Genomic DNA, 19,177 nt, shown 5'->3' with positions numbered 1-19,177 from the left:
GAGTCTCCTGGATCAGAAAAAGCAGTTCGGCGGGTGAAAGAAGGCTTACCGGCTGTTCGGCAAAAAATACTTCTTCACGTTGGCGGCATCGCCCTCGAACAGGGTGGTGGTGCCGCGCAGGTTGCGGATCTGCTTCGTCGTCCGCTTGATCATCCCGTGGCGCTTGCCGGCCTGGGCGTACATGACCTTACCGGTGCCGGTGATCTTGAAGCGCTTCTTCGCGCCCGACTTGGTTTTCAGCTTGGGCATTTGGCTCTCCTGAACGCGCACGCACTCCGATCCGGGTGGGATCGAAGGTCATGCGCTCGGTTGATGCTTCTGATGGAGCAGCACGAACCGCCACGGCAGCCCGATCGGCCGGGCGGTTCAACGCGAGGCGGCGTATGACAGAAAAGCGACGCGGTTTCAATCCTGCACGGGATCGTCAATCCCGCGCGAGGGCCCGGACCACGTCGCTTTCCGTCACCTCCGCCATGGGTCTGGTGATCTTCACGGCCCGGGTCGGCCGCCCGGGGGGCATGAGCAAAAGAATCGTCTCCATGCCGGGACAGGCCGGATCGGCGCAGACGATCTCGTTGACCTTGACCACGCCGTCCGCGCCGAGGCCGGCGGCCGCGCGCGCCCAGGCGAGGATGGCCTCCCGCACCGCCCCGTCGGCCGGCAGCGGCCGGCGCCCAAATCCGAACAGGGCCACCCCGTCAGCCCGGAAGGGTGAGGAGGCCGGCGGCGCCATCGGCGCAGCCGAAGCCGAGGCGGGCGCCGCGCGCGTCCCAGGCGAGCGCCGTGACCCCGCTGCCCTTCACGGCCGGGCGTACCAGGAGTTCGGAGCCGTCGGCGAAACGCACGAGCAGGATGCAGCCGTCCTCGTAGCCGATGGCGAGCACGAGGGCCTTCGGGTGGAACGCCACCCGCGAGACCCGGGCCGGGCGCACGCCGCACTCGCGCGGGGCCTTGCCGGTGGGGCCTTCCTTGGAATCGAACGGCCAGATGATGGCGGCTTCCGCCCCCCCCGTGGCGAGCCAGTCGCCGTCGCCGGACCACGCCACGGAGCGGACCTTGCCGGGATAGCCCGACATCCGCATGTGGCCCCGGTCGGGCTGGAGGCGCCAGCCATGCAGGGCGTTCTCCTGCATCGTCGTGACGACGAAGCGGCCGTCCGGCGACCAGGTCACGTCGATATGCGAGCCCTTCCACTCGACGAAGTCGGGCGCGGTTTCGAGGTTCGGGTACCACAGGGTGGCGCCGTTGTAGTGCGAGACGGCGAGGCGATACCCCTTCGGGGCGAAGGAGAGGCCGCGGGCCGTGGACGGCGCGGCGAACACCTTCTCGCGGCCCTTGGCGTCGCGGGCCACGACGTTGCGGCCGGCGCCGTACGCGATGGCGCCGTCGGGATGGAGGGCGAGCGCATCGATCCAGGCCCCGCCTTTGGCGACGGCCACTTCGACGGCATCCCCGTCGGGCGAAGTCGCCACCACGCGGCCGTCGTCCCCCCCGGTGACGATCCGGCGTCCATCGCCGGCGGCGACCAGGATGGCGCCGTCCGGGTGTGATTCGATTCGGCGGACCTCGCCCCGGCCGGCGAGGAGAACGGCGCCGTCGCCGAGCGCCAGGGCCAGGGTGTCCTTCAGCCACACGGCGGCAGTGACGTGGGCCCCGGCCGCGATGGGGGTGACGTGATCGAGGAGGGAGGGGGCGGTCTCGGCCATCCGGCGGGAATCTCTCGTCACACGGTTTCGATGGGCGCGGGGGCCACGGGCCTCACAGGGCGGGCGCGCCGAAGAACGCGCGCCGCGCCGTCAGGATCGTGGCGACGAGCGCCAGGATACCGGCGATGCCGGCGGGAATGGCCAGGGCATACAACGCCAGGCGCCCGTAGGCGACCGTTCCGGCGAGGGACCCGACGAGGAGGGCGAACCACACAACCCCGTCTCCGACCCAGGCGTAGCGGGCCCCGCGCCGGGCGAGGGCCAAAGCGAGCTTCTGGCCGAAGCTGAACAGGGCGCCGGTGACGAAGGTGGTCCCGGCGCGAAAGCCCTGGACGTGGGACAGGACGGCATTCTGCGCGCCCATGGCGAGCGCCAGCATGAGGGATGCGAGCCCCGAATCCGGCGCGGCCACACCGGCCTCGAAGGCGGCGGCGATGATGGCCGCCTCGAAGCCGAGGATCACCGGCGTGCTCCAGCGCGCAGGGGTCAGGGCCGACAGGGCGCCGCCGCAGATCCCCCCGAGGAGGAAGGCGACGATGAGCAGGGCCGGCAACAGGGCGAGGTGGGGCTGGCCGTGCCCGAGGGCCACGGCGAACTGGGTGGTGTTGCCGCTCATGAACGAGGTGTAGAGGCCGCCGAGCCGGATGAAGCCGAGGGCATCGACGTATCCGGCGAGCGCCGTGAGGATCAGGCCGAAGCCGAGATGCCAGGGCCGCGTCACGGGTACCGTCCCTTCGCGTTCACCACCGGGCCGGCAAGGTTAAAGCTTTGAATACCAAGTCCGCGCAATTGGAGTGAACGCACTCGAACATCGCGCCGCCGCGGTCCGTTGGTTGGGTGATCCGGCACGGGACCGCGCGTCCCCCGCCGGGTGAGTAGGAGTTGCGTCATGATCCCGTTCGCCTGCGCCGCCCTTGCCTTGCCCGCCTTCACCCTGCCCACCTTCGGCTCCTGCGGCATCTCCGAGACCGTGCTCGTCGTCGAGGACGAGATCATGGTCTGCGAACTTGCCGCCGAGGCGCTCCTGGAGGAAGGCTATCGCGTTCTCACCGCCTCCGACGCGGACGAAGCGGAGGGCATCCTGGCCCGTGAGCATGTCGATCTGCTCTTCACCGATATCGATCTGGCCCGCAACACGAACGGCATCGCCCTGGCCCACCGCGCGCGGCGGGTTCGCCCCGACCTGCCCGTGGTCTATACCTCGGGCGGACGCGGCCACCTCGCCCATGGCGATGCCGTGACGGACTCGGTGTTCGTGCCCAAGCCCTATCGCCTCAGCGCCCTCGTGGCCCTGGCCAACGACATCCTGCGCTCGCCCGACCACCACGCCTGAGCGCCAGCCCCCGGACCCCGCCCCATGCGCAACCTCCTCGCCGCCCTCGCCCTCCTGACCGTCTGCACGGGCGCCGCTTCCGCGTGCGACGTGAAGGCGGCCAAGCTCGAGGAGGCCATCGCCGCCAAGAGTCAGCTGCGCGAGGCCGCCAACAAGCAGACCGTGCGCGACCTGCGCACCCTGCGCGACGCGGCCATCGTCCTGGAGACCTACCAGTTCGGCTCCGAGTGCGAGCGCCTCGTCGAGATCGTCAAGACGCTGGCCGCCAATCCGGCAAAGACCATCGAGCGCGGCGGCGACACCGACGAGGACAAGGCCGAGGAGGTCCTCGAGACCCGCGAGCCGAAGGCGCCCCCGGCCGAGGCCGCCGCGCCGAAGGCGAACTGATCACCGACGCCCACCGGCCGTCGCGTCCCGTGCGGCGGCCGGGGCGCGACGACCGCGCCACGCACGCTCCTTGCGCCATGGTCCGATCCGTCGGATGGCGCGTTGACGGGCGACCGCACAATTCCAAGGACAGCGCATCGTATGGCCACGGACATCCTCACCCGCGAGGCGGGCATCGCGCATGCCGCCAACCGGCTCCCCTCCGTGATCGTCGACGACTACAACAGCGAATTGAAAGCCGACGACGGGTTCGTCGGTGACAAGGTCTCGAAGAAGGCGTTTCGCGAGATCCTGGAGAGATGGCGGGAGACCCTGCGCAAGGTCGGGCCCGATCCGTTCGGCGACAAGCCGAGCGCCGAGCTCAGCAAGAAGGCCCTCGACCGGGCCCTCGAGGGGACCGATCCCCTGACCTCCGGCCTGATCTTCAGCGCCATCGAGGACTTCGCCCAGGAACTCGCCGGCGTGGTCCGTCGCTTCCTGCGCCAGAAGGGATGGCGCGACACGGAAGGCCTCGTAGTGGGCGGCGGCTTCAGCGACAGCCGCGTCGGCCACCTCGCCATCGCCCGGGCGGGCGTGATCCTGCGGGCGGGCGGTCTCGACCTGACCCTGGAGCCGATCCGTCACCATCCCGACGAAGCCGGCCTCATCGGCTCGGTTCACCTAGCGCCGGCCTGGATCTTTTCGGGCTACGACAGCCTCCTCGCCGTCGATATCGGCGGCAGCAATATCCGTGCGGGCGTGGTGGTGACGAACCTGCGCAAGGCGCCCGACCTGTCCCGCAGCGCCGTCTGGCGCTCGGAGATCTGGCGTCATTGCGACGAGGACCCGGCCCCCAGCCGCGACGCGGCCGTGGACCGGCTCATCGCCATGCTGACGGACCTGATCCGCCGGGCCGAGCGGGCCAACCTCGCCCTGGCGCCCTTCATCGGCATCGGCTGCCCGGGCGTGATCGCGGCCGACGGGACCATCGACCGCGGCGGCCAGAACCTCCCCGGCAACTGGGAAGCCGACCATTTCAACCTCGCCGAGCGCCTCGTCGCGGCGATCCCCCGGGTCGGCGGACACGCCACCATGGTGGTGATGCACAACGACGCCGTCGTGCAGGGCCTGAGCGAGGTACCCCACCGGACCGACCTGACCCGCTGGGGCATCCTCACCATCGGCACCGGGCTCGGCAACGCCCGCTTCACCAACCGGAGCGCGGACGACGTCGGCGCCTAGCGGCCGCGGCCCGCCCGGGCGAGCTTCTGGGCGATCCGCCCCCGCAGGTCCTCGGGCAGTTCGATGTCGACGAGCCGCCACGTCCACCCGCGCAGGCGCAGGCGCAGGCGGAACTGTCGAGCCCGCGTCGCTTCGGGCGGCACCGGAATTACCACCGTGCGAAAGCCGCGCATCTGGGAGGAGAGATAGAACGGCACGAGCCGATGCAGGTTCTCGACGTGCAGTCCGGGCTTCCCGGACTCGCGGCGTTCCGAGGGTGCGACATCGGACGGGGTGACGGGGGGCGCTTCGCCCGAGCCGGCCTCGGGCGGTCCGAGGTCGATGGATTGCGGCCAGCCGTCGTCGAGCAGGTCGACCACCGTCCGGGGCGTCACCAGAGATTCAGCAATGGGGATCGCCAGGGCCACGAGGGCGTCGGTGACACGCTGGCGCTCGCGCGGTTCTGTGCCGTCCGTGTCGCCGCGTGCCTGGGCGGCGGCGGCCACCTGCCGGATCACCGAGAGCCGCAGGGTGCGGAAATTGACGTGGCGTTCGACATAGGCCGCATCGTGCGCCTGCACCGCGCGGGCGAGGTCGTAGAGCGCCCAGAACGGCGTCAGGGTGAACACGAACCAGGCGAGCGCCAGCACGACGGGAATCGACCACCAGCGCATGGGCGGGCGACCTTAGGCGCGAGCCGGAGGAGTGGCGGGGCTCACGCCGGGACACACCAGTCGGTCAGGCCGCCGAACGCCGCGACGACGCCTTCGTAGACCGGCCGCTTGAACGGCACGATGAGGTCCGGCAGTCCGCCCATGGGCTCCCAGCGCCAGGCGTCGAACTCGGAGGGGTGGGCACCCCCGCCGGGCGCGGCCACATCGATCTCGCTGTCTTCGCCGAGGAAGCCGAACGCGAACCACTTCTGGGTCTGCCCGCGGTAGCGGCCCTTCCAGGCCTGCTTCATCACGTCGGGCGGAAGATCGTAGGTGAGCCAGTCGGGGGCTTCGGCGAGCAGCCGGACGGAGCCGGGCGCGACGTTGGTTTCCTCGTAGAGTTCGCGCAGGGCCGCGTCCTGCGGCGCCTCGCCGGGATCGATTCCCCCCTGCGGCATCTGCCAGGCACGCCCATCGGCGACATGCTCCGGGCCGGCATCGGCGCGGCGCCGCCCGATGAACACGAGGCCGGTGCGGGCGATCAACGTGATGCCGACGCAGGCGCGGTACGGCAGGTCGAGGCCGGTGTCGTTCGGAGAGGCTGTCATCGGCGCGACCATAGGGCAGGCCGTCGCCGTGCCGCAACGCACGATGGCGGCACCGCGTGACAATTCGTCCGACGCACCGTCAGGGCGTGGCGCTGGTGAGGCGGGTGCCGGCCGCGCCGCGCAGGGCGACGCTCACGGGGACGAGGCGGACTCCACGCGCTTCCAAGTCCCGCGACCAGCGCGCGATCCGGTCGATGGTCATCGGCAGGGCGGTGGCCGAGACGAGGACGAACCCCTTGGTGCGCGCCTGCGCCTCGGCCCGGGCGAGTTCGCGGTCGATGGCCTCGGGCCGGGGCAGTGCGTCGAGGACGATCTCGGCCCGGGCCGTGGGTACCCGAGCCTTGGCGCCGAGGGGGGCGGCGAGGGACCGCGGCGAGGTGCCGTCGTCGACGTAGCCGAGCCCCCGCGCGGCGACCTCGCGCAGGACCGGCTCGAAGGCGGCGGCATCGCTGGTCAGCTTGGCACCCATGTAGTTGACGATGCCGATGAAACCCGAAAACCGGCTCATGGCCCAGGCGAGGCGGTCGATGTTCTCCGGGGTCCGGGCGGTGGTGAGCAGGGTCTGCGGTCCCGGATCGCTGTCGGGATAGTCGAACGGCTCCATCGGCGCCTGGAGCAGGGCCTCGTGCCCGGCCTCGCGGGCGCGGGCGACGGTGCGCTCGAGGTCGCCGCCATAGGGGGCGAAGGCGAGGCTGACCTCGGGCGGCAGCCGGGTGATGGCGCTGGCGGTGGCGGATTGGCCGATGCCGAGGCCCGACACCAGGATGGCGATGCGGGGGCCGGTGAGACCGGGATCGGGCCGGGCATAGATGTCGAGGGCGCGGACCCGGCCCTCGCCGAGGCGGGGGATGGCGCCATGGCGCCCGCGCTCGACCAGGCGGGGATCGGGGGCGGAGGCCAGCTTCACGGGCGCGGCATCGGGGACACGGATCACCACCGCCTCGCTCGGTGCGTTGCCGCCTCCGGCCCGCACGACGGTGACGCCGGACGCGGTCTCGACCGCATCGGCCGAACGCTGGGCCGCGACGGGTTTTTCGGGTGCCGGGATCGCGGCCACCGGCGCGGGCGACGGTTCCCGCAAGGCGATGGTGGCGATGGCCACGGGCTCGCCCCCCTGCGGATCGCCCGTGGCGACGAGGATGCTGACGCCTGCGACGACGCCGAGGACCAGCAGACCCACCGTCATCCTGGGCGTCGGACGCAGGGCGGCCAGCGCTCGAACCCGCTCACCGGAAGTGGGCTTTGCGCCGAGCGGCCGGGTCAGGATGTCGTCGGAGGCCAAGCTCAGCCGCTTCCCTCAAGGGTGGGGGCGAGATCGGGGGCCGCGTCCCGAACGAGAACGGCCCCCGACGTCGGTTCTGAACCGACATTGGGGGCCGTCATGGTTAACGTTCCCCTAAGGGACGCGTGTCCTCCGGCTCAGTTCGGTACGGCCGCCTTCGGCGTGTTGGCCGCACCCTTCTGGATGCCGCGCAGGAAGTCGAAGGCGGCGGTGAGCTGCTTGTCCTTGGCCGGGTCCGGCGGGACGTAGGCGGAGGACCCGCCGCGCTCCTCCGTATCCTTCTGCTTGAGGTGGCCCTTGAGGCCGGCCTCGCCCTTCGTCTCGTCCTTGCCCTTCAGCTCGTCGGGCACCTCCTGCAGGACCTCCTGGTCCGGCTCGATGCCCTTGGCCTGGATCGAGCGACCCGACGGCGTGTAGTAACGCGCCGTGGTCAGGCGCAGCGCCCCGCTGCCGCCCAGCGGAATGATCGACTGCACGGAGCCCTTTCCGAACGAGCGGGTCCCGAGCACCGTGGCGCGCTTGTGGTCCTGCAGGGCACCGGCCACGATCTCGGACGCCGAGGCCGATCCACCATTCACCAGCACCACGATGGGCTTGCCCTTGGTGAGGTCGCCGGATTTCGCCGAGAACCGCTGGGTCTCGTCGGGGTTGCGGCCGCGCGTCGAGACGATCTCGCCGCGATCGAGGAACGCGTCGGAGACCATCACGGCCTGGTCGAGGAGGCCACCGGGGTTGTTGCGCAGGTCGAGGACGTAGCCCTTGAGCTTGTCGGCGCCGATCTCGGTGTTCAGCTTGTCGATGGCCGCGCGCAGGCCGTCGAAGGTCTGCTCGTTGAACTGGGTCAGGCGGACGTAACCGACATCGCCCTCGGCGCGCGAGCGCACGGGCTTGATCTTGATCACGTCGCGGTTGAGCACGACCTCGATGGGGTCCTTCGACTCCTTGCGGCTGATCTTGAGCTTGACCGGCGAATTCACCGGACCGCGCATCTTGTCGACGGCCTGATTCAGGGTGAGCCCCTGGACCTGATCCTCGTCGATCTGCGTGATCACGTCGTTGGAGAGGATGCCGGCCTTGGAGGCGGGCGTATCGTCGATGGGGGTCACGACCTTGATCAGGCCGTCCTCCATGGTGACCTCGATGCCAAGGCCGCCGAACTCGCCGCGCGTCTGCACCTGCATGTCGCGGAAGCTCTTCGAGTCCATGTAGCTCGAATGCGGATCCAGCGACGTGAGCATGCCGTTCACGGCCGCCTCGATGAGCTTGGCCTCCTCGGGCTTCTCGACGTAGTCGGTGCGAACCTTCTCGAACACGTCGCCGAACAGGCTAAGCTGACGATAGGTTTCAGCGGACGCCGCCACGGCGCTGGTCCCGGACAGCAGGCGGGTCTGGGTCGCGACCATGGAGGACCCGACGCCGAGGAACGCGCCGAGGAGAACGAGTGAAACCTTGCGCATTATCCGCGAACCTTCTCACTGGGGCTTTTGGCCCACCAAGGCTCCGGATCGATGGAGCCGCCGTCTTTTCTGAACTCGACGTATAGCATCGGATCGGTGCCGGCCGGGGCCGCACCCGCGCCGCCCTCGCCCATGGCCGCCACGGGCTCGCCCGCCAGGACGAACTGGCCGACCTCGACGTCGATCTGATCCATCCCGGCCAGCAGCAGATAGTAGCCATCGCCGGCATTGATGATCAAGAGTCGTCCGTACGAGCGAAACTGCCCGGCGAACGACACCCACCCATCGGCCGGAGAGGAAACCACGGCCTTGGGCCGCGTCGTGAGCGAAATGCCGCGGGTGGTCCCGCCGTTCCCGTCCGGTTGATTGAAGCCGCGCGTGAGGGCGCCGCTCACGGGCCGGGGCAGATCGCCGCGCGTATCGACGAACCGGATCTTGGGGGCGAGACGCGCCGGATCGCGGGCGCCGGCGGCGGCGAAACGCTCCTGGGTGGCGCGCGCCTCGCGGGTCTCGGCCGCCCGGGCCTCGTCCGCCGCCCGCCGTGCGGAGGCGACCTCGCCTTCCATCCGGTCCAGCAGTTCCTTGAGGCTCCGGGCCTGGACGCCGAGCTCGGCGGTGCGCATGCGCTCGGTGGCTAGGCCGCCTTCGACCTCCGCCAGGCGCGTGCGCCGGGCGGCGATGAGACCGTTCAGGCGCTGCTGTTCGCGGGCCCAGCCGGCCAGATCGGTCTTTAGGCCCTCGCGATCGGCGGCGATGAGCCCTTTCAGGCGCACGAGTTCGGTGAGATCGGCGGCCAGAGTCTCGGCCTCGCCGCGCAGTTCGGGCACGACGGCGCCCAGCAGCATCGAGGTGCGGATGACGGCGAGCACATCCTCGGGCCGCACCAGCACGGCCGGCGGCGGCCGGCGCCCCATGCGCTGCAGGGCCGCCAGGATCTCGGCGATGACGCCGCGCCGCCCATCGAGAGAGCGCCGGATGGCCGCCTCGGAGGTGCCCAGGGTCTTCAGGCGCTCTTCGAGGCGGGTCATCCGGTCCTCCGTCGCCTGGGCCTGCCGGGCGGCATCGAGGAGGGCGATGTTGAACTTGGCCCGATCACCGCCGATGGAAGCGATCTCGGCCTCCAGCTGAGCCTTCGCGCCCGTGGACGCGGCCAGCGCCTCCTCGATGCGCTTCAGGTTCTCGGCGCGGCGGTTCTTCTCGTCGAGGGCCTTCTGAATCGCGTCCGGCTCGGCGATTGCAGCCTTCGCCCCGGACTCCTGTGCGATCGTGGGCGCGGCCATGGACAGGGTGGCCATGCAGACGCCGGTCAGGACCAGGGCACGCGGACCCCGCCCTCCCGTCTTCGCCGCCGTGCCTGCCCCGCGCGCCGTCATCGTTCGTCGAGATTTCCACGGTGATAGGGGTGGCCGGCCAGGATGGTCAGTGCCCGATACACCTGCTCCAGGGCCAGCACGCGCACAAGGCCGTGCGGCAACGTCGCCGCCCCGAAGGAGAGGGTGAGGTCGGCCCGTGCCCGAACCGTCGGGTCGAGCCCATCCGCGCCGCCGATGACGACGACGAGGCCTGGCCGCGCGGCGTCGCGCCAGGCAGCGACCCTTTCCGCATAGCTCTCGCTGCTGAGGTCGGCACGTCCACGTTCGTCGTAGACGACGAGGGCCGCGCCGTTCGCCTGCGCCAGGAGGGCGGCGCCCTCCTCCGCGCAACGGTCCTGGGGGCGGCGGGCCCGGCTCTCGGGAATCTCGAAAATCTCGCAGGCGGGAAACCCGAGGCCACGCCCGAGCTGGGCCGCCCGTTCGCGGTAGCGTGCGGCGAGATCACGCTCGGGTCCGGCCTTCAGGCGGCCGACGGCGGCGACGAGCAGGCGCACGAACCGCGGCCCGACCCGAACTCACTCGGCGAGGGCGACGCTGGGAAGATCGGCGGCCGGGCGGTCGGCGCCCCACATCTTCTCGAGGTTGTAGAAGCCGCGCACTTCCGGGCGGAAGATGTGGACGATGATGTCGCCGGCATCGATCAGCACCCAGTCACAGGCCGGCATGCCCTCGACCCGGGCGGAACCGAGGCCCTTGGCCTTCATGTCCTGCAGGATGCGGTCGGCGATGGCGCCGACATGACGCTGCGAGCGCCCCGACGTAATGATCATCGTATCGGCGAGCGAGGTTCGGCCCATGAGATCGATCTCGATGGTCTCTTCCGCCTTCATGTCCTCGAGGCAATCGAGGGCGAGTGTTTTCAGGCTGCCGATCTTACGGTCGGCGTCGCTGTCGGAACCCGAAGTTCCGTGGTGGGCCGCGTCGTTCAGCGTCTCGGTTCCTGCAATGGCCATCATCATGGGGTGATCGTACCCCGAAAGTGTGCCGCAGGGAACGTTCCAGTTGCGTGTTCGGTAAATCGCCCCCTCGCACACCCTTACGCCGGCATTTGTTGCCCCCTCAACTTTTGGCACGCAGGGCGGTGGAGGACAGATGGGAGCGTGGACCGTGCAGGAAGACCCAGGCCGGGGGGGTTAGGTCGGCGATGAGCCCGGCATCCGATTCGTCGACGCGCCAGCGGCCGAGCGTCTGCGCGGCGCGGGCGGTCAGACTCTTCAGGGTGAAGCCGGGCCGGTCGATGATGGCGATGGGCATGGTCTCGGCGATTTCGCGGAACCCGGCCCAGCGATGAAATGTCGCGAGGCTGTCGGCCCCCATGATCCAGACGAAGCGCACGGCCGGGTGTCGTTCTTTAAGATACCGCAGGCTCTGCCGGGTGTAGCGGGCGCCGATCCGGCTCTCGAAGGCCGTGACCGCGATGCGCGGATGGGCGGCGATCGCCTGGGCGGCGGCGACGCGGGCGGCGAGGGACGCGAGGTCGGCCCGGTCCTTCAGGGGATTGCCGGGGGTCACCATCCACCAGACCCGATCCAATCCAAGGCGCCGCAGGGCGACGCGGCTGACATGCCGGTGCCCGAGATGGGCCGGGTTGAAGGATCCGCCGTACAGACCGATCCGCAAACCGGGACAGGCCGGGGGCAACCGGACCGGCCCCGATACGTCAAGGCGCATCGAGGCCGGTCGAGGGTGGGCGACCGCCGGGACGGATCAAGGACGCGTCTGCCCGCTGCCGTGGACCCGATACTTGAAGGTGGTGAGCTGCTCGACGCCGACGGGGCCGCGTGCGTGCATCCGGCCGGTGGCGATGCCGATCTCGGCCCCGAACCCGAACTCGCCGCCATCGGCGAACTGCGTCGAGGCGTTGTGCACGACGATGGCCGAATCGACCTCGGCCAGGAACCGCGTCGCCTCGGCGCGGTCGGCGGTGACGATGGAGTCGGTGTGGTGGGAGCCGTAGGTCTCGATATGGGCGATGGCAGCCTCGAGATCGTCGACCACCCGCACGGCGATGATGGCGTCGAGGTATTCGGTGCGCCAGTCGGCCTCGGTGGCGGGCGTCACCCGGGCATCGACGGCCTGCACGTCGGCGTCACCGCGCACGGCGCAGCCGGCCTTGATCAGCATGGCGACGAGGGCCGGAAGATGGGTCCCGGCGCAGGCGCGGTCGACCAGCAGCGTCTCGGCGGCGCCGCAGATGCCCGTGCGGCGCATCTTGCTGTTCAGGACGATGGTGCAGGCCATGTCGAGCTCGGCGCCGGCCGCGACGTAGACGTGGCAGATCCCGTCCAGGTGGGCGAAGACCGGCACCCGGGCCTCGGCATGGACGCGCTCCACGAGGCCGCGTCCGCCGCGCGGCACGATCACGTCGATGCAGCCCTGCAGGCCGGACAGCATGGCGCCGACGGCGGCCCGGTCGCGGGTCGGCACGATCTGGATCGCATCCGCCGGCAGACCGGACTCCTCCAGGCCAGCCCGCATGGCCCGCGCGATGGCCATGGCGGTGCGATGGCTGTCGGACCCCGCCCGCAGGATCGCGGCGTTTCCGGCCTTGAGGCACAGGGCACCGGCATCGGCGGTGACGTTGGGCCGGCTCTCGAAGATCACGCCGATGACGCCGAGCGGCACGGCGATGCGCTCGATGAGGAGGCCGTTGGGGCGTTCGAAGGCGGCCACTTGGCGTCCGACGGGATCGGGCAACGCGCCGATCTTCTCGACGGCGTCGGCGATGGCGCCGAGGCGGGCGGAATCGAGGGTGAGCCGGTCGATCAGGGCCTGGGTCTGGCCGGCGGCGCGGGCCGCCTCCACGTCCCGGGCATTCTCGGCCAGGATCTCGACCTGCGCCCCGCGCAGGCGCTCGGCGATGGCGCGGAGCGCGATATCCTTGGTCTGGGCCGGGGCCAGGGCGATGCCGCGCGCGGCGGCGCGGGCGCGCTGGCCGATGGCCTGCATCTCGCCCGTCAGATCGGGAGCCTGGAAATCGGTACGCAGGTTCAGAACGGGCACGGCCTTCATCCTCGCGGGCCGTCGCGCGATCCGGCGCGCCCGTCTGTTGTCCCGCCCGTCATCGCACGCGGGATACGGGTGAAACAAGCGGGACGCATGACAACCCGGCTATTCACCCACCATGGCGAGGTCGTCGCGGTGCACCATCTCGGCGCGCCCGGGATGGGTCAGGAGATCGGCGATCTCGCGGCTCGGCCGGCCGATGATCCGGACCGCCTGATCGCTGTCGTAGGCTACCAGGCCACGCCCGAGGGTCCGCCCGGCGGCATCGCGGATCACCACGGCATCGCCGCGCCCGAACCCGCCCTGGATTCCGGTGACGCCCACCGGCAGCAGGCTGGCGCCGCCCTGGAGCGCGCGGGCGGCCCCGTCATCGACGATGAGGATGCCGCGCGGCTCGAGGGACCCGGCGATCCAGGCCTTGCGCGCGGCGATCGGGTTGGAGCCCGACAGGAACCAGCTGCAGCGGCCGCCCTTCAGGATGGTGCGCAGGGGATTCTTCTCGCGGCCATCGGCGATGATCATGTGGGTGCCGCCGCTGGCGGCGATCTTGGCCGCCTCGACCTTGGTCCGCATGCCCCCGCGCGAGAGGTCCGACGCCGGCCCGCCGGCCATGGCCTCGATCTCCGGGGTGATGCGCTCGATCACCGGCAGGTGCCGGGCCTGCGGATCGGTATGGGGCGGCGCCGTGTAGAGGCCGTCGATGTCGGAGAACAGCACCAGCACGTCGGCGCCGATCATGGTGGCGACACGGGCGGCGAGGCGGTCGTTGTCGCCGTAGCGGATCTCGCTGGTCGCCACCGTGTCGTTCTCGTTGACCACGGGTACGGCGCGGACTTCGAGGAGCTTGAGCACCGTGGCGCGGGCGTTGAGGTAGCGCCGGCGCTCCTCCGTATCCTGCGGCGTCACCAGGATCTGGCCCGCCGCGATGCCGTGGTGACCGAGGGCCTCCGACCAGTGCCGGGCAAGGGCGATCTGGCCCACGGCCGCCGCCGCCTGGCTCTCCTCCAGGCGCAGGGTGCCGGGCGGATAGCCCAGAACCGTGCGCCCGAGGGCGATGGCACCCGACGAGACCACGAGCACGTCGGCCCCGCGCGCCTGCAGGTCGGCGATGTCCTCGGCCAGGGCCGCGAGCCAGGCATGGCGCAGGCGGCCGCGCGCGCGGTCCACCAGGAGCGCGGAGCCGACCTTGAGGACGATGCGGCGGAAATCCTGGAGGTTGGGTGTCATCACGTCCGGGGCCATGCGGACGTGATGTCGGTTTGTCCGAAATCATCGCCCTTGAACAAGAGCGGGAGGGCAGTGTGTTTTGCCACTGCATACGACATGCAATCGCCGAAGTTGAGCCGTGCCGAATGCCCACGCCCCTTGCGGAAACGGACGAAGGCTTCGCAGGCGCGTTCATACATTTCGATAGCGAAACCTAGTACCGTGATCGCCGGGCGGCTCGCGAACCCACGTAGAAAATCCGTCACCGCATCGGGAATCCGCGATTCGAGAACCATGCGCGCCTCGACCAGGGTCGGCGTTCCGACGACCGCTCTGCGATGCGCGATGAGACGGTTGAAGTCCCACTCCTCGGGCTCGCTCAAGGCGATGGCGACGATCGCCGAGGTGTCGAGGGCGATCATAGGGGCAGGCCGAACTCGTCGTACATATCCCGATGATCGGATGTGGCACCCGGACGTTTGTTGGCGGACGCTTTTCTCGCCAAGGCGCGAAGCGCGTCGAACTCCGCCTGTTGGCTCGGCGTGAGTTCGTCGCGGGGATCGAGCTTGGCACCGAATTCCCGCAGGGCCCGTAGCACGACGTCCGTGACGCTGGTGTCGAGGCGCTCGGCAAAATCCGAGGCCAGAGCATGGGCCTCGTCGCTACGGATGTTCAATTGCTTGGTCACGGCAAGCCTCCGCCTGCTAGCTAAAACGACCGCAATGCTAGCATAACATGGAAGGTCCGTCGTTCAGGGCTGCCACGCCTCGGCCGGCTGCGCCTCGGCTTCGGCGCGCTTATCGTCGTCGATGGAGCGGGTGATCGCTCGCAGGGCGTCCTGCACGCCGAGACCCGTGGCCGAGGACAGGATCAGCGGCGTCTTCTTCGAAGCGCGCTTCAGACGGGCGACCTGCTCCTTGAGCGTATCGGCATCGACCACGTCCGCCTTCGACAGGGCGACGATCTCGGGCTTGTCGATGAGCCCGCCGCCGTAGGCTTCGAGCTCTTTCCGCACGAGCTTGTAGGTCTTGCCCGCATGCTCGTTCGTCGCCTCGACGAGGTGGAGCAGAACGCGGCAGCGCTCGACATGGGCCAGGAACCGGTCGCCGAGGCCGACGCCGTCATGGGCACCCTCGATGAGGCCGGGAATGTCGGCGAGCACGAATTCCCGCTCGTCGGAGCGGACGACACCGAGGCCGGGATGCAGGGTGGTGAAGGGATAGTCGGCGATCTTCGGCTTGGCCGCCGTCACGGTCGCGAGGAAGGTGGACTTGCCCGCGTTGGGCAGGCCGACGAGGCCCGCATCGGCGATGAGCTTCAGGCGCAGCCACACCCACTGCTCGTGCCCCTCCAGGCCCGGATTGGCATGCTTCGGGGCGCGGTTGGTCGACGTGGTGAAGTAGGCGTTGCCGAAGCCGCCATTGCCGCCCTTGGCCAGGCGCACGCGCTGGCCGACATGGGTCATGTCGGCGATGAGGGTCTCGCCGTCCTCGGCGATGATCTCGGTGCCCGCCGGGACCTTGAGCACCACGTCGGCGCCGTTGGCGCCGTGGCGGTTCGAGCCCATGCCGTGCTCGCCCTTCTTGGCCTTGAAGTGCTGCTGATAGCGATAGTCGATGAGGGTGTTGAGCCCATCGACGCACTCGACCCAGACGTCGCCGCCCCGGCCGCCGTCGCCGCCGTTGGGCCCACCGAACTCGATGAACTTTTCGCGCCGGAAGGCCACGCATCCGGCGCCACCGTCGCCGGAGCGGACATAGACCTTGGCTTCGTCGAGGAATTTCACGGTACTGCTCGTCTCACTTGATCGTCTCGGACACGCGAAGCGGCCTCGCGGGTCGGTTCCGGCGGGATGCCGGTGTCAGGTGCCATGGCGACGGCATTGTCCGTCGAGGTTCAGGTACTGGATACTCCGAAGCCCCGCCTCGAACCATGTTTCGGCGGATTTGGCGCCTTCGTATCCGTATAGGACGATGCGGATGGCGTCGTCCGGCGAGATCAGATTGGGCGGGGCTCCCGCCTCCAAGGTCCAACGCGGCGGCGGCGCGTCGTCACCACCGAAGGCGATGCGCGTCCCGTCCGCCTCGATCTGGTTCATCTGAGTGAACGCGGCAGCGTCTCCCGCGCCAGCGACGGCAAACGTGAACCCGACTTTCGGGGCGCGGCCGACGAAGTTGTAGAACTCGCAATACAGCGTCGGCATCGCGGGTCTGGCCGCGACTTCGACGGGTGCGGGCTCGGGGAGAGGGTTCGAGCCAGGCAGCAGCACGAAGGCGGCAAGCGCGGCTGCCGCCAGGGCCGCCGCAAAGGAGACCGCGAGGGTACGCTTCATCGCCTCGACCCCATCGCTGCGGGCGGAGCCTCAGAGTCGCTCACGAAACTCCCGATCACGGCCGGTTCTCGCCTTGAGCGCGACGGCGCAGCGGGGATTTCGTGGGAGACGCCTCGTCCGCCTCAGACGACGAAAGGGAGGATGGATGCCCATCCTCCCCCACGCATATCCCGGTCGGTCGGAAACCGGCCGATCAAAAAACGCTACTCGGCGGCTTCCTGCAGCGGCACGACGGTGACGAAGGCGCGACCGCGCTTCGTCATGAACAGCACGCGGCCATCGGCCTTGGCGAACAGGGTGTGGTCCGTGCCGATGCCGACGTTGGCGCCGGGGTGCCACTTGGTGCCGCGCTGGCGCACGATGATGTTGCCGGCGATGACGGCTTCCGAACCGAACTTCTTCACGCCGAGGCGCTGGCCGGCGGAATCGCGGCCGTTGCGGGACGAGCCGCCTGCTTTTTTATGGGCCATTGTGGCTTACTCCGAAATCTCGAAAAACGATCCGACCGTCAGGCGCTGATGCCGGTGATGCGCACCACCGTGTGGTGCTGGCGGTGGCCCCGCTTGCGGCGCGAGTTCTGACGGCGGCGCTTCTTGAAGGCGATGACCTTCGCGTCGCGGCCATGGCTGACGATCTCGCCGGTGACGCTGATGCCCGAGAGCAGCGGCGCGCCGATCTGGGTGGCTCCGGCGCCGTCGGCGAAGAGCAGCACGTCCCCGAAGGTCACGGTGGAGCCGGCTTCGCCCTCGAGGGTGGCGATCGTGATGGTGTCGTTGGCGGCAACGCGATACTGCTTGCCGCCCGTCTTGATGACTGCGAACATCGTTCTCTTTCGTGTTCTCTGCCGGCCTCCAGTTCACCGTCAGGTGAACCTGGACCGTCTTCTTGTTCAGGTCATCCGCGACACCGGGTCGAGCCGGGCGCGAACGCGAAACGCGCGGACTTCGTCGAGGAAGCCGCGCATTGCGCCGGTGCATAGGCGCCGAAGGGGTGATTTGTCAATGCGATGACGCCTCGGAGCGCAGAACTCGGGGCCGATCTACCGCTTCGTCAGTCCTCCCAGCACATTGCGCAGAATCGCGTTCCCCACTTCCGTGCCGACCTTGCGCGCCATGGAGCGGGCGGCATTGCCGATGACCTGTTCGGCGAGGCTCTGCGGGGGGCGGCGCCCCTTGCCGGCGGGTTTGGACCCGAAAACACCGCCCAGCAGCCCACCGAGCATGCCGGTCAGCCCGCCCTCGGATTGCTGAGCCGCTTCGGCCGGAGCGGCGTCCAGTCCCTTGCGCTTGGCCAGGATCTCGTAGGCGCTCTCGTTGTCCACGGCCGCGTCGTACTTCCCCCGCACCGGACTGTTCGCCATGAGGGCTGCGCGCTCGGCCGGGGTGATGGGGCCGACGCGGCCCTGGGGTGGGGCGATCAGGGCCCGCTCCACGAAGGAAGGCGTCCCCTTTGCCTCCAGAAAACTCACCAGGGCCTCGCCGACGGCGAGTTCGGTGATCGCTTGCGAGACATCGAAGGCCGGGTTCTGGCGGAACGTCTCGGCCGCCGCCTTCACCGCACGCTGGTCGCGGGGTGTGAAGGCGCGAAGCGCATGCTGCACCCGATTGCCGAGTTGGCCGAGGACCGATTCGGGGACGTCCAGCGGGTTCTGGGTCACGAAGTAGACGCCGACGCCCTTGGAGCGGATCAGGCGCACCACCTGCTCGACGGCGTCGAGCAGGGCCTTCGGCGCATCGTCGAACAGCAGGTGCGCCTCATCGAAGAAGAACACCAGCTTGGGCCTGTCGAGGTCTCCGACCTCGGGCAATTGCTCGAACAGCTCCGACAACATCCACAGCAGGAAGGCGGCGTAGAGCCGGGGCCGCTGCATGAGCTTGTCGGCGGCCAGGATGTTGACGATGCCGCGCCCGTCGCGGTCGGTCTTCATGAAGTCGTTGAGGTCGAGGGCCGGCTCGCCGAAGAACTGGTCGGCACCCTGGTTCTCCAGCATCAGGAGCTGGCGCTGGATCGCGCCGACGCTGGCGGCCGACACGTTGCCGTACTGGCCCGAGATCGCCTTCAGGTTCTCGGAGACGTAGAGGAGCAGCGCCCGCAGGTCCTTGAGGTCGAGGACCGGCCATTGGTTGTCGTCGGCGACCCGGAAGGCGATGTTGAGCACGCCCTCCTGGGTGTCGTTGAGTTCGAGCAGCCGGGCCAGGACCAGGGGCCCCATCTCGATCACCGTGGCGCGGATCGGATGCCCCTGGTCGCCGAACAGGTCCCAGAACACCACCGGGAAGCGGTCGGGCTCGTAGGACATCCCCAGTTCCTCGGCGCGCTTGACGAAGTGGGGCTTCGATTCACCCGCCGCCGCCAGTCCCGAGAGATCACCCTTGATGTCGGCGGCGAAGACCGGGACGCCGGCATTGGAGAAGCCCTCGGCCATCACCTGCAGGGTCACGGTCTTGCCGGTGCCGGTGGCGCCCGCCACGAGGCCGTGGCGGTTGGCGAGCCGCAGGGTCAGCGCCTCCGGCTTGGTGCCGCCCCCCTTCAGGAGGCTTTTCCCCACCAGGATTGTGCCGTCGTCCCGCATGATCGCCGCTCCCGAAACTGAAAAGCGGCGTGCCGCCCCGCTCACCTCGGTTATGCCGCCCG

The 19,177-nt window shown here is 69.7% G+C and carries 24 protein-coding genes; 3 read left to right on the top strand and 21 right to left on the bottom strand.

The genetic code is table 11. From position 1 onward, the window contains the following. Positions 1 to 45: 45 nt before the first annotated feature. From rpmI to FV218_RS06345, 4 genes are all read right to left on the bottom strand, one after another. Positions 46 to 249, bottom strand: coding sequence for a 50S ribosomal protein L35 (gene rpmI, locus FV218_RS06360; RefSeq protein ID WP_018044555.1), 204 nt, complete (start codon positions 247 to 249; stop codon positions 46 to 48). A 175-nt stretch (positions 250 to 424) separates the two neighbouring features. Further along, a complete protein-coding gene (locus FV218_RS06355; RefSeq protein ID WP_246685015.1) occupies positions 425 to 733 on the bottom strand; it encodes a hypothetical protein in 309 nt (102 codons plus the stop codon). Further along, positions 699 to 1,706 (bottom strand): WD40 repeat domain-containing protein, encoded by a 1,008-nt coding sequence (locus FV218_RS06350; RefSeq protein ID WP_147709103.1) that lies wholly within the window; start codon positions 1,704 to 1,706, stop codon positions 699 to 701. Before FV218_RS06350 ends, FV218_RS06355 begins: the two co-directional genes overlap by 35 nt. 52 nt (positions 1,707 to 1,758) lie before the next feature. Beyond that, positions 1,759 to 2,427, bottom strand: a complete 669-nt coding sequence (locus tag FV218_RS06345; RefSeq protein ID WP_147709102.1) for a YoaK family protein — start codon at positions 2,425 to 2,427, stop codon at positions 1,759 to 1,761. A 168-nt stretch (positions 2,428 to 2,595) separates the two neighbouring features. Here FV218_RS06345 and FV218_RS06340 point away from each other — a divergent pair, with 168 nt between their 5' ends. From FV218_RS06340 to FV218_RS06330, 3 genes are all read left to right on the top strand, one after another. After that, entirely contained in the window at positions 2,596 to 3,039 is a 444-nt protein-coding gene (locus tag FV218_RS06340) for a response regulator (protein WP_147709101.1), read from the top strand. Positions 3,040 to 3,063: 24 nt separating this feature from the next. Beyond that, complete coding sequence (locus tag FV218_RS06335; RefSeq protein WP_056087048.1) at positions 3,064 to 3,426, top strand: hypothetical protein; 363 nt, start codon at positions 3,064 to 3,066, stop codon at positions 3,424 to 3,426. Positions 3,427 to 3,567: 141 nt separating this feature from the next. Then, on the top strand, positions 3,568 to 4,647 hold the full coding sequence (locus FV218_RS06330; RefSeq protein ID WP_147709100.1) for an ROK family protein: 1,080 nt from the start codon (positions 3,568 to 3,570) through the stop codon (positions 4,645 to 4,647). On the opposite strand, the gene FV218_RS06325 is transcribed toward FV218_RS06330, so the two are convergent. The 17 genes from FV218_RS06325 to FV218_RS06245 all read right to left on the bottom strand — a co-directional run bounded on the left by FV218_RS06325 (position 4,644) and on the right by FV218_RS06245 (position 19,115). Next, a complete protein-coding gene (locus FV218_RS06325) occupies positions 4,644 to 5,300 on the bottom strand; it encodes a DUF2939 domain-containing protein (protein WP_147709099.1) in 657 nt (218 codons plus the stop codon). The two genes, FV218_RS06330 and FV218_RS06325, sit on opposite strands and share 4 nt — an antisense overlap. Before the next feature lie 41 nt (positions 5,301 to 5,341). Continuing rightward, positions 5,342 to 5,899: an RNA pyrophosphohydrolase gene (locus FV218_RS06320; protein ID WP_147709098.1), complete on the bottom strand. Its 558-nt coding sequence runs from the start codon at positions 5,897 to 5,899 to the stop codon at positions 5,342 to 5,344. A 67-nt stretch (positions 5,900 to 5,966) separates the two neighbouring features. Beyond that, positions 5,967 to 7,175: a divergent polysaccharide deacetylase family protein gene (locus FV218_RS06315; RefSeq protein ID WP_147709097.1), complete on the bottom strand. Its 1,209-nt coding sequence runs from the start codon at positions 7,173 to 7,175 to the stop codon at positions 5,967 to 5,969. Positions 7,176 to 7,306: 131 nt separating this feature from the next. Further along, complete coding sequence (locus FV218_RS06310; RefSeq protein ID WP_056087059.1) at positions 7,307 to 8,626, bottom strand: S41 family peptidase; 1,320 nt, start codon at positions 8,624 to 8,626, stop codon at positions 7,307 to 7,309. Then, positions 8,626 to 9,906: a peptidoglycan DD-metalloendopeptidase family protein gene (locus tag FV218_RS06305; protein WP_246685016.1), complete on the bottom strand. Its 1,281-nt coding sequence runs from the start codon at positions 9,904 to 9,906 to the stop codon at positions 8,626 to 8,628. Before FV218_RS06305 ends, FV218_RS06310 begins: the two co-directional genes overlap by 1 nt. An 89-nt stretch (positions 9,907 to 9,995) precedes the next feature. Continuing rightward, positions 9,996 to 10,493 carry a 23S rRNA (pseudouridine(1915)-N(3))-methyltransferase RlmH gene (gene rlmH, locus FV218_RS06300; RefSeq protein WP_147709095.1) on the bottom strand — a complete coding sequence of 166 codons (498 nt, stop codon included), beginning with the start codon at positions 10,491 to 10,493 and terminating at the stop codon, positions 9,996 to 9,998. Between the two features lie 21 nt (positions 10,494 to 10,514). Further along, positions 10,515 to 10,958, bottom strand: coding sequence for a ribosome silencing factor (gene rsfS / locus FV218_RS06295; protein ID WP_082475944.1), 444 nt, complete (start codon positions 10,956 to 10,958; stop codon positions 10,515 to 10,517). Positions 10,959 to 11,058: 100 nt separating this feature from the next. Further along, positions 11,059 to 11,670 carry a nicotinate-nucleotide adenylyltransferase gene (locus tag FV218_RS06290; RefSeq protein ID WP_147709094.1) on the bottom strand — a complete coding sequence of 204 codons (612 nt, stop codon included), beginning with the start codon at positions 11,668 to 11,670 and terminating at the stop codon, positions 11,059 to 11,061. 36 nt (positions 11,671 to 11,706) lie between these two features. Further along, positions 11,707 to 13,002 carry a glutamate-5-semialdehyde dehydrogenase gene (locus FV218_RS06285; protein ID WP_147709093.1) on the bottom strand — a complete coding sequence of 432 codons (1,296 nt, stop codon included), beginning with the start codon at positions 13,000 to 13,002 and terminating at the stop codon, positions 11,707 to 11,709. 108 nt (positions 13,003 to 13,110) lie between these two features. After that, a complete protein-coding gene (gene proB / locus FV218_RS06280; protein ID WP_056091079.1) occupies positions 13,111 to 14,232 on the bottom strand; it encodes a glutamate 5-kinase in 1,122 nt (373 codons plus the stop codon). Then, positions 14,232 to 14,633, bottom strand: coding sequence for a type II toxin-antitoxin system VapC family toxin (locus FV218_RS06275; protein ID WP_056087067.1), 402 nt, complete (start codon positions 14,631 to 14,633; stop codon positions 14,232 to 14,234). Before FV218_RS06275 ends, proB begins: the two co-directional genes overlap by 1 nt. Continuing rightward, positions 14,630 to 14,899 carry a type II toxin-antitoxin system VapB family antitoxin gene (locus tag FV218_RS06270; RefSeq protein WP_056087070.1) on the bottom strand — a complete coding sequence of 90 codons (270 nt, stop codon included), beginning with the start codon at positions 14,897 to 14,899 and terminating at the stop codon, positions 14,630 to 14,632. The genes FV218_RS06275 and FV218_RS06270 overlap by 4 nt, the downstream gene beginning before the upstream one ends. Positions 14,900 to 14,962: 63 nt before the next feature. After that, positions 14,963 to 15,997 (bottom strand): GTPase ObgE, encoded by a 1,035-nt coding sequence (gene obgE / locus FV218_RS06265; protein ID WP_056087071.1) that lies wholly within the window; start codon positions 15,995 to 15,997, stop codon positions 14,963 to 14,965. A gap of 75 nt (positions 15,998 to 16,072) precedes the next feature. Further along, positions 16,073 to 16,543, bottom strand: a complete 471-nt coding sequence (locus FV218_RS06260) for a hypothetical protein (RefSeq protein ID WP_056087074.1) — start codon at positions 16,541 to 16,543, stop codon at positions 16,073 to 16,075. 203 nt (positions 16,544 to 16,746) lie between these two features. Beyond that, complete coding sequence (gene rpmA / locus FV218_RS06255) at positions 16,747 to 17,013, bottom strand: 50S ribosomal protein L27 (protein ID WP_056087076.1); 267 nt, start codon at positions 17,011 to 17,013, stop codon at positions 16,747 to 16,749. A gap of 38 nt (positions 17,014 to 17,051) precedes the next feature. Beyond that, positions 17,052 to 17,366, bottom strand: coding sequence for a 50S ribosomal protein L21 (gene rplU / locus FV218_RS06250; protein ID WP_056087079.1), 315 nt, complete (start codon positions 17,364 to 17,366; stop codon positions 17,052 to 17,054). A 216-nt stretch (positions 17,367 to 17,582) separates the two neighbouring features. Continuing rightward, positions 17,583 to 19,115, bottom strand: a complete 1,533-nt coding sequence (locus FV218_RS06245; RefSeq protein ID WP_056087081.1) for a helicase HerA-like domain-containing protein — start codon at positions 19,113 to 19,115, stop codon at positions 17,583 to 17,585. Positions 19,116 to 19,177: the final 62 nt, after the last annotated feature.

This window comes from Methylobacterium sp. WL69, assembly GCF_008039485.1.
In the GTDB taxonomy this organism is placed as follows: Bacteria; Pseudomonadota; Alphaproteobacteria; order Rhizobiales; family Beijerinckiaceae; genus Methylobacterium.
The sequence above is the reverse complement of the archived record's forward strand: the minus strand, read 5'-3'. Positions and strand labels throughout refer to the sequence as shown.

Excerpts from the sequence above, each read along its gene's own strand:
- rpmI (WP_018044555.1), bottom strand. The coding sequence starts at position 249 with ATGCCCAAGCTGAAAACCAAGTCGGGCGCGAAGAAGCGCTTCAAGATC.
- FV218_RS06355 (WP_246685015.1), bottom strand. The coding sequence starts at position 733 with ATGGCGCCGCCGGCCTCCTCACCCTTCCGGGCTGACGGGGTGGCCCTG.
- FV218_RS06350 (WP_147709103.1), bottom strand. The coding sequence starts at position 1,706 with ATGGCCGAGACCGCCCCCTCCCTCCTCGATCACGTCACCCCCATCGCG.
- FV218_RS06340 (WP_147709101.1), top strand. The coding sequence starts at position 2,596 with ATGATCCCGTTCGCCTGCGCCGCCCTTGCCTTGCCCGCCTTCACCCTG.
- FV218_RS06335 (WP_056087048.1), top strand. The coding sequence starts at position 3,064 with ATGCGCAACCTCCTCGCCGCCCTCGCCCTCCTGACCGTCTGCACGGGC.
- FV218_RS06330 (WP_147709100.1), top strand. The coding sequence starts at position 3,568 with ATGGCCACGGACATCCTCACCCGCGAGGCGGGCATCGCGCATGCCGCC.
- FV218_RS06325 (WP_147709099.1), bottom strand. The coding sequence starts at position 5,300 with ATGCGCTGGTGGTCGATTCCCGTCGTGCTGGCGCTCGCCTGGTTCGTG.
- FV218_RS06320 (WP_147709098.1), bottom strand. The coding sequence starts at position 5,899 with ATGGTCGCGCCGATGACAGCCTCTCCGAACGACACCGGCCTCGACCTG.
- FV218_RS06310 (WP_056087059.1), bottom strand. The coding sequence starts at position 8,626 with ATGCGCAAGGTTTCACTCGTTCTCCTCGGCGCGTTCCTCGGCGTCGGG.
- FV218_RS06305 (WP_246685016.1), bottom strand. The coding sequence starts at position 9,906 with ATGGCCGCGCCCACGATCGCACAGGAGTCCGGGGCGAAGGCTGCAATC.
- rsfS (WP_082475944.1), bottom strand. The coding sequence starts at position 10,958 with ATGATGATGGCCATTGCAGGAACCGAGACGCTGAACGACGCGGCCCAC.
- FV218_RS06290 (WP_147709094.1), bottom strand. The coding sequence starts at position 11,670 with ATGCGCCTTGACGTATCGGGGCCGGTCCGGTTGCCCCCGGCCTGTCCC.
- proB (WP_056091079.1), bottom strand. The coding sequence starts at position 14,232 with ATGACACCCAACCTCCAGGATTTCCGCCGCATCGTCCTCAAGGTCGGC.
- FV218_RS06275 (WP_056087067.1), bottom strand. The coding sequence starts at position 14,633 with ATGATCGCCCTCGACACCTCGGCGATCGTCGCCATCGCCTTGAGCGAG.
- FV218_RS06260 (WP_056087074.1), bottom strand. The coding sequence starts at position 16,543 with ATGAAGCGTACCCTCGCGGTCTCCTTTGCGGCGGCCCTGGCGGCAGCC.
- rpmA (WP_056087076.1), bottom strand. The coding sequence starts at position 17,013 with ATGGCCCATAAAAAAGCAGGCGGCTCGTCCCGCAACGGCCGCGATTCC.
- rplU (WP_056087079.1), bottom strand. The coding sequence starts at position 17,366 with ATGTTCGCAGTCATCAAGACGGGCGGCAAGCAGTATCGCGTTGCCGCC.
- FV218_RS06245 (WP_056087081.1), bottom strand. The coding sequence starts at position 19,115 with ATGCGGGACGACGGCACAATCCTGGTGGGGAAAAGCCTCCTGAAGGGG.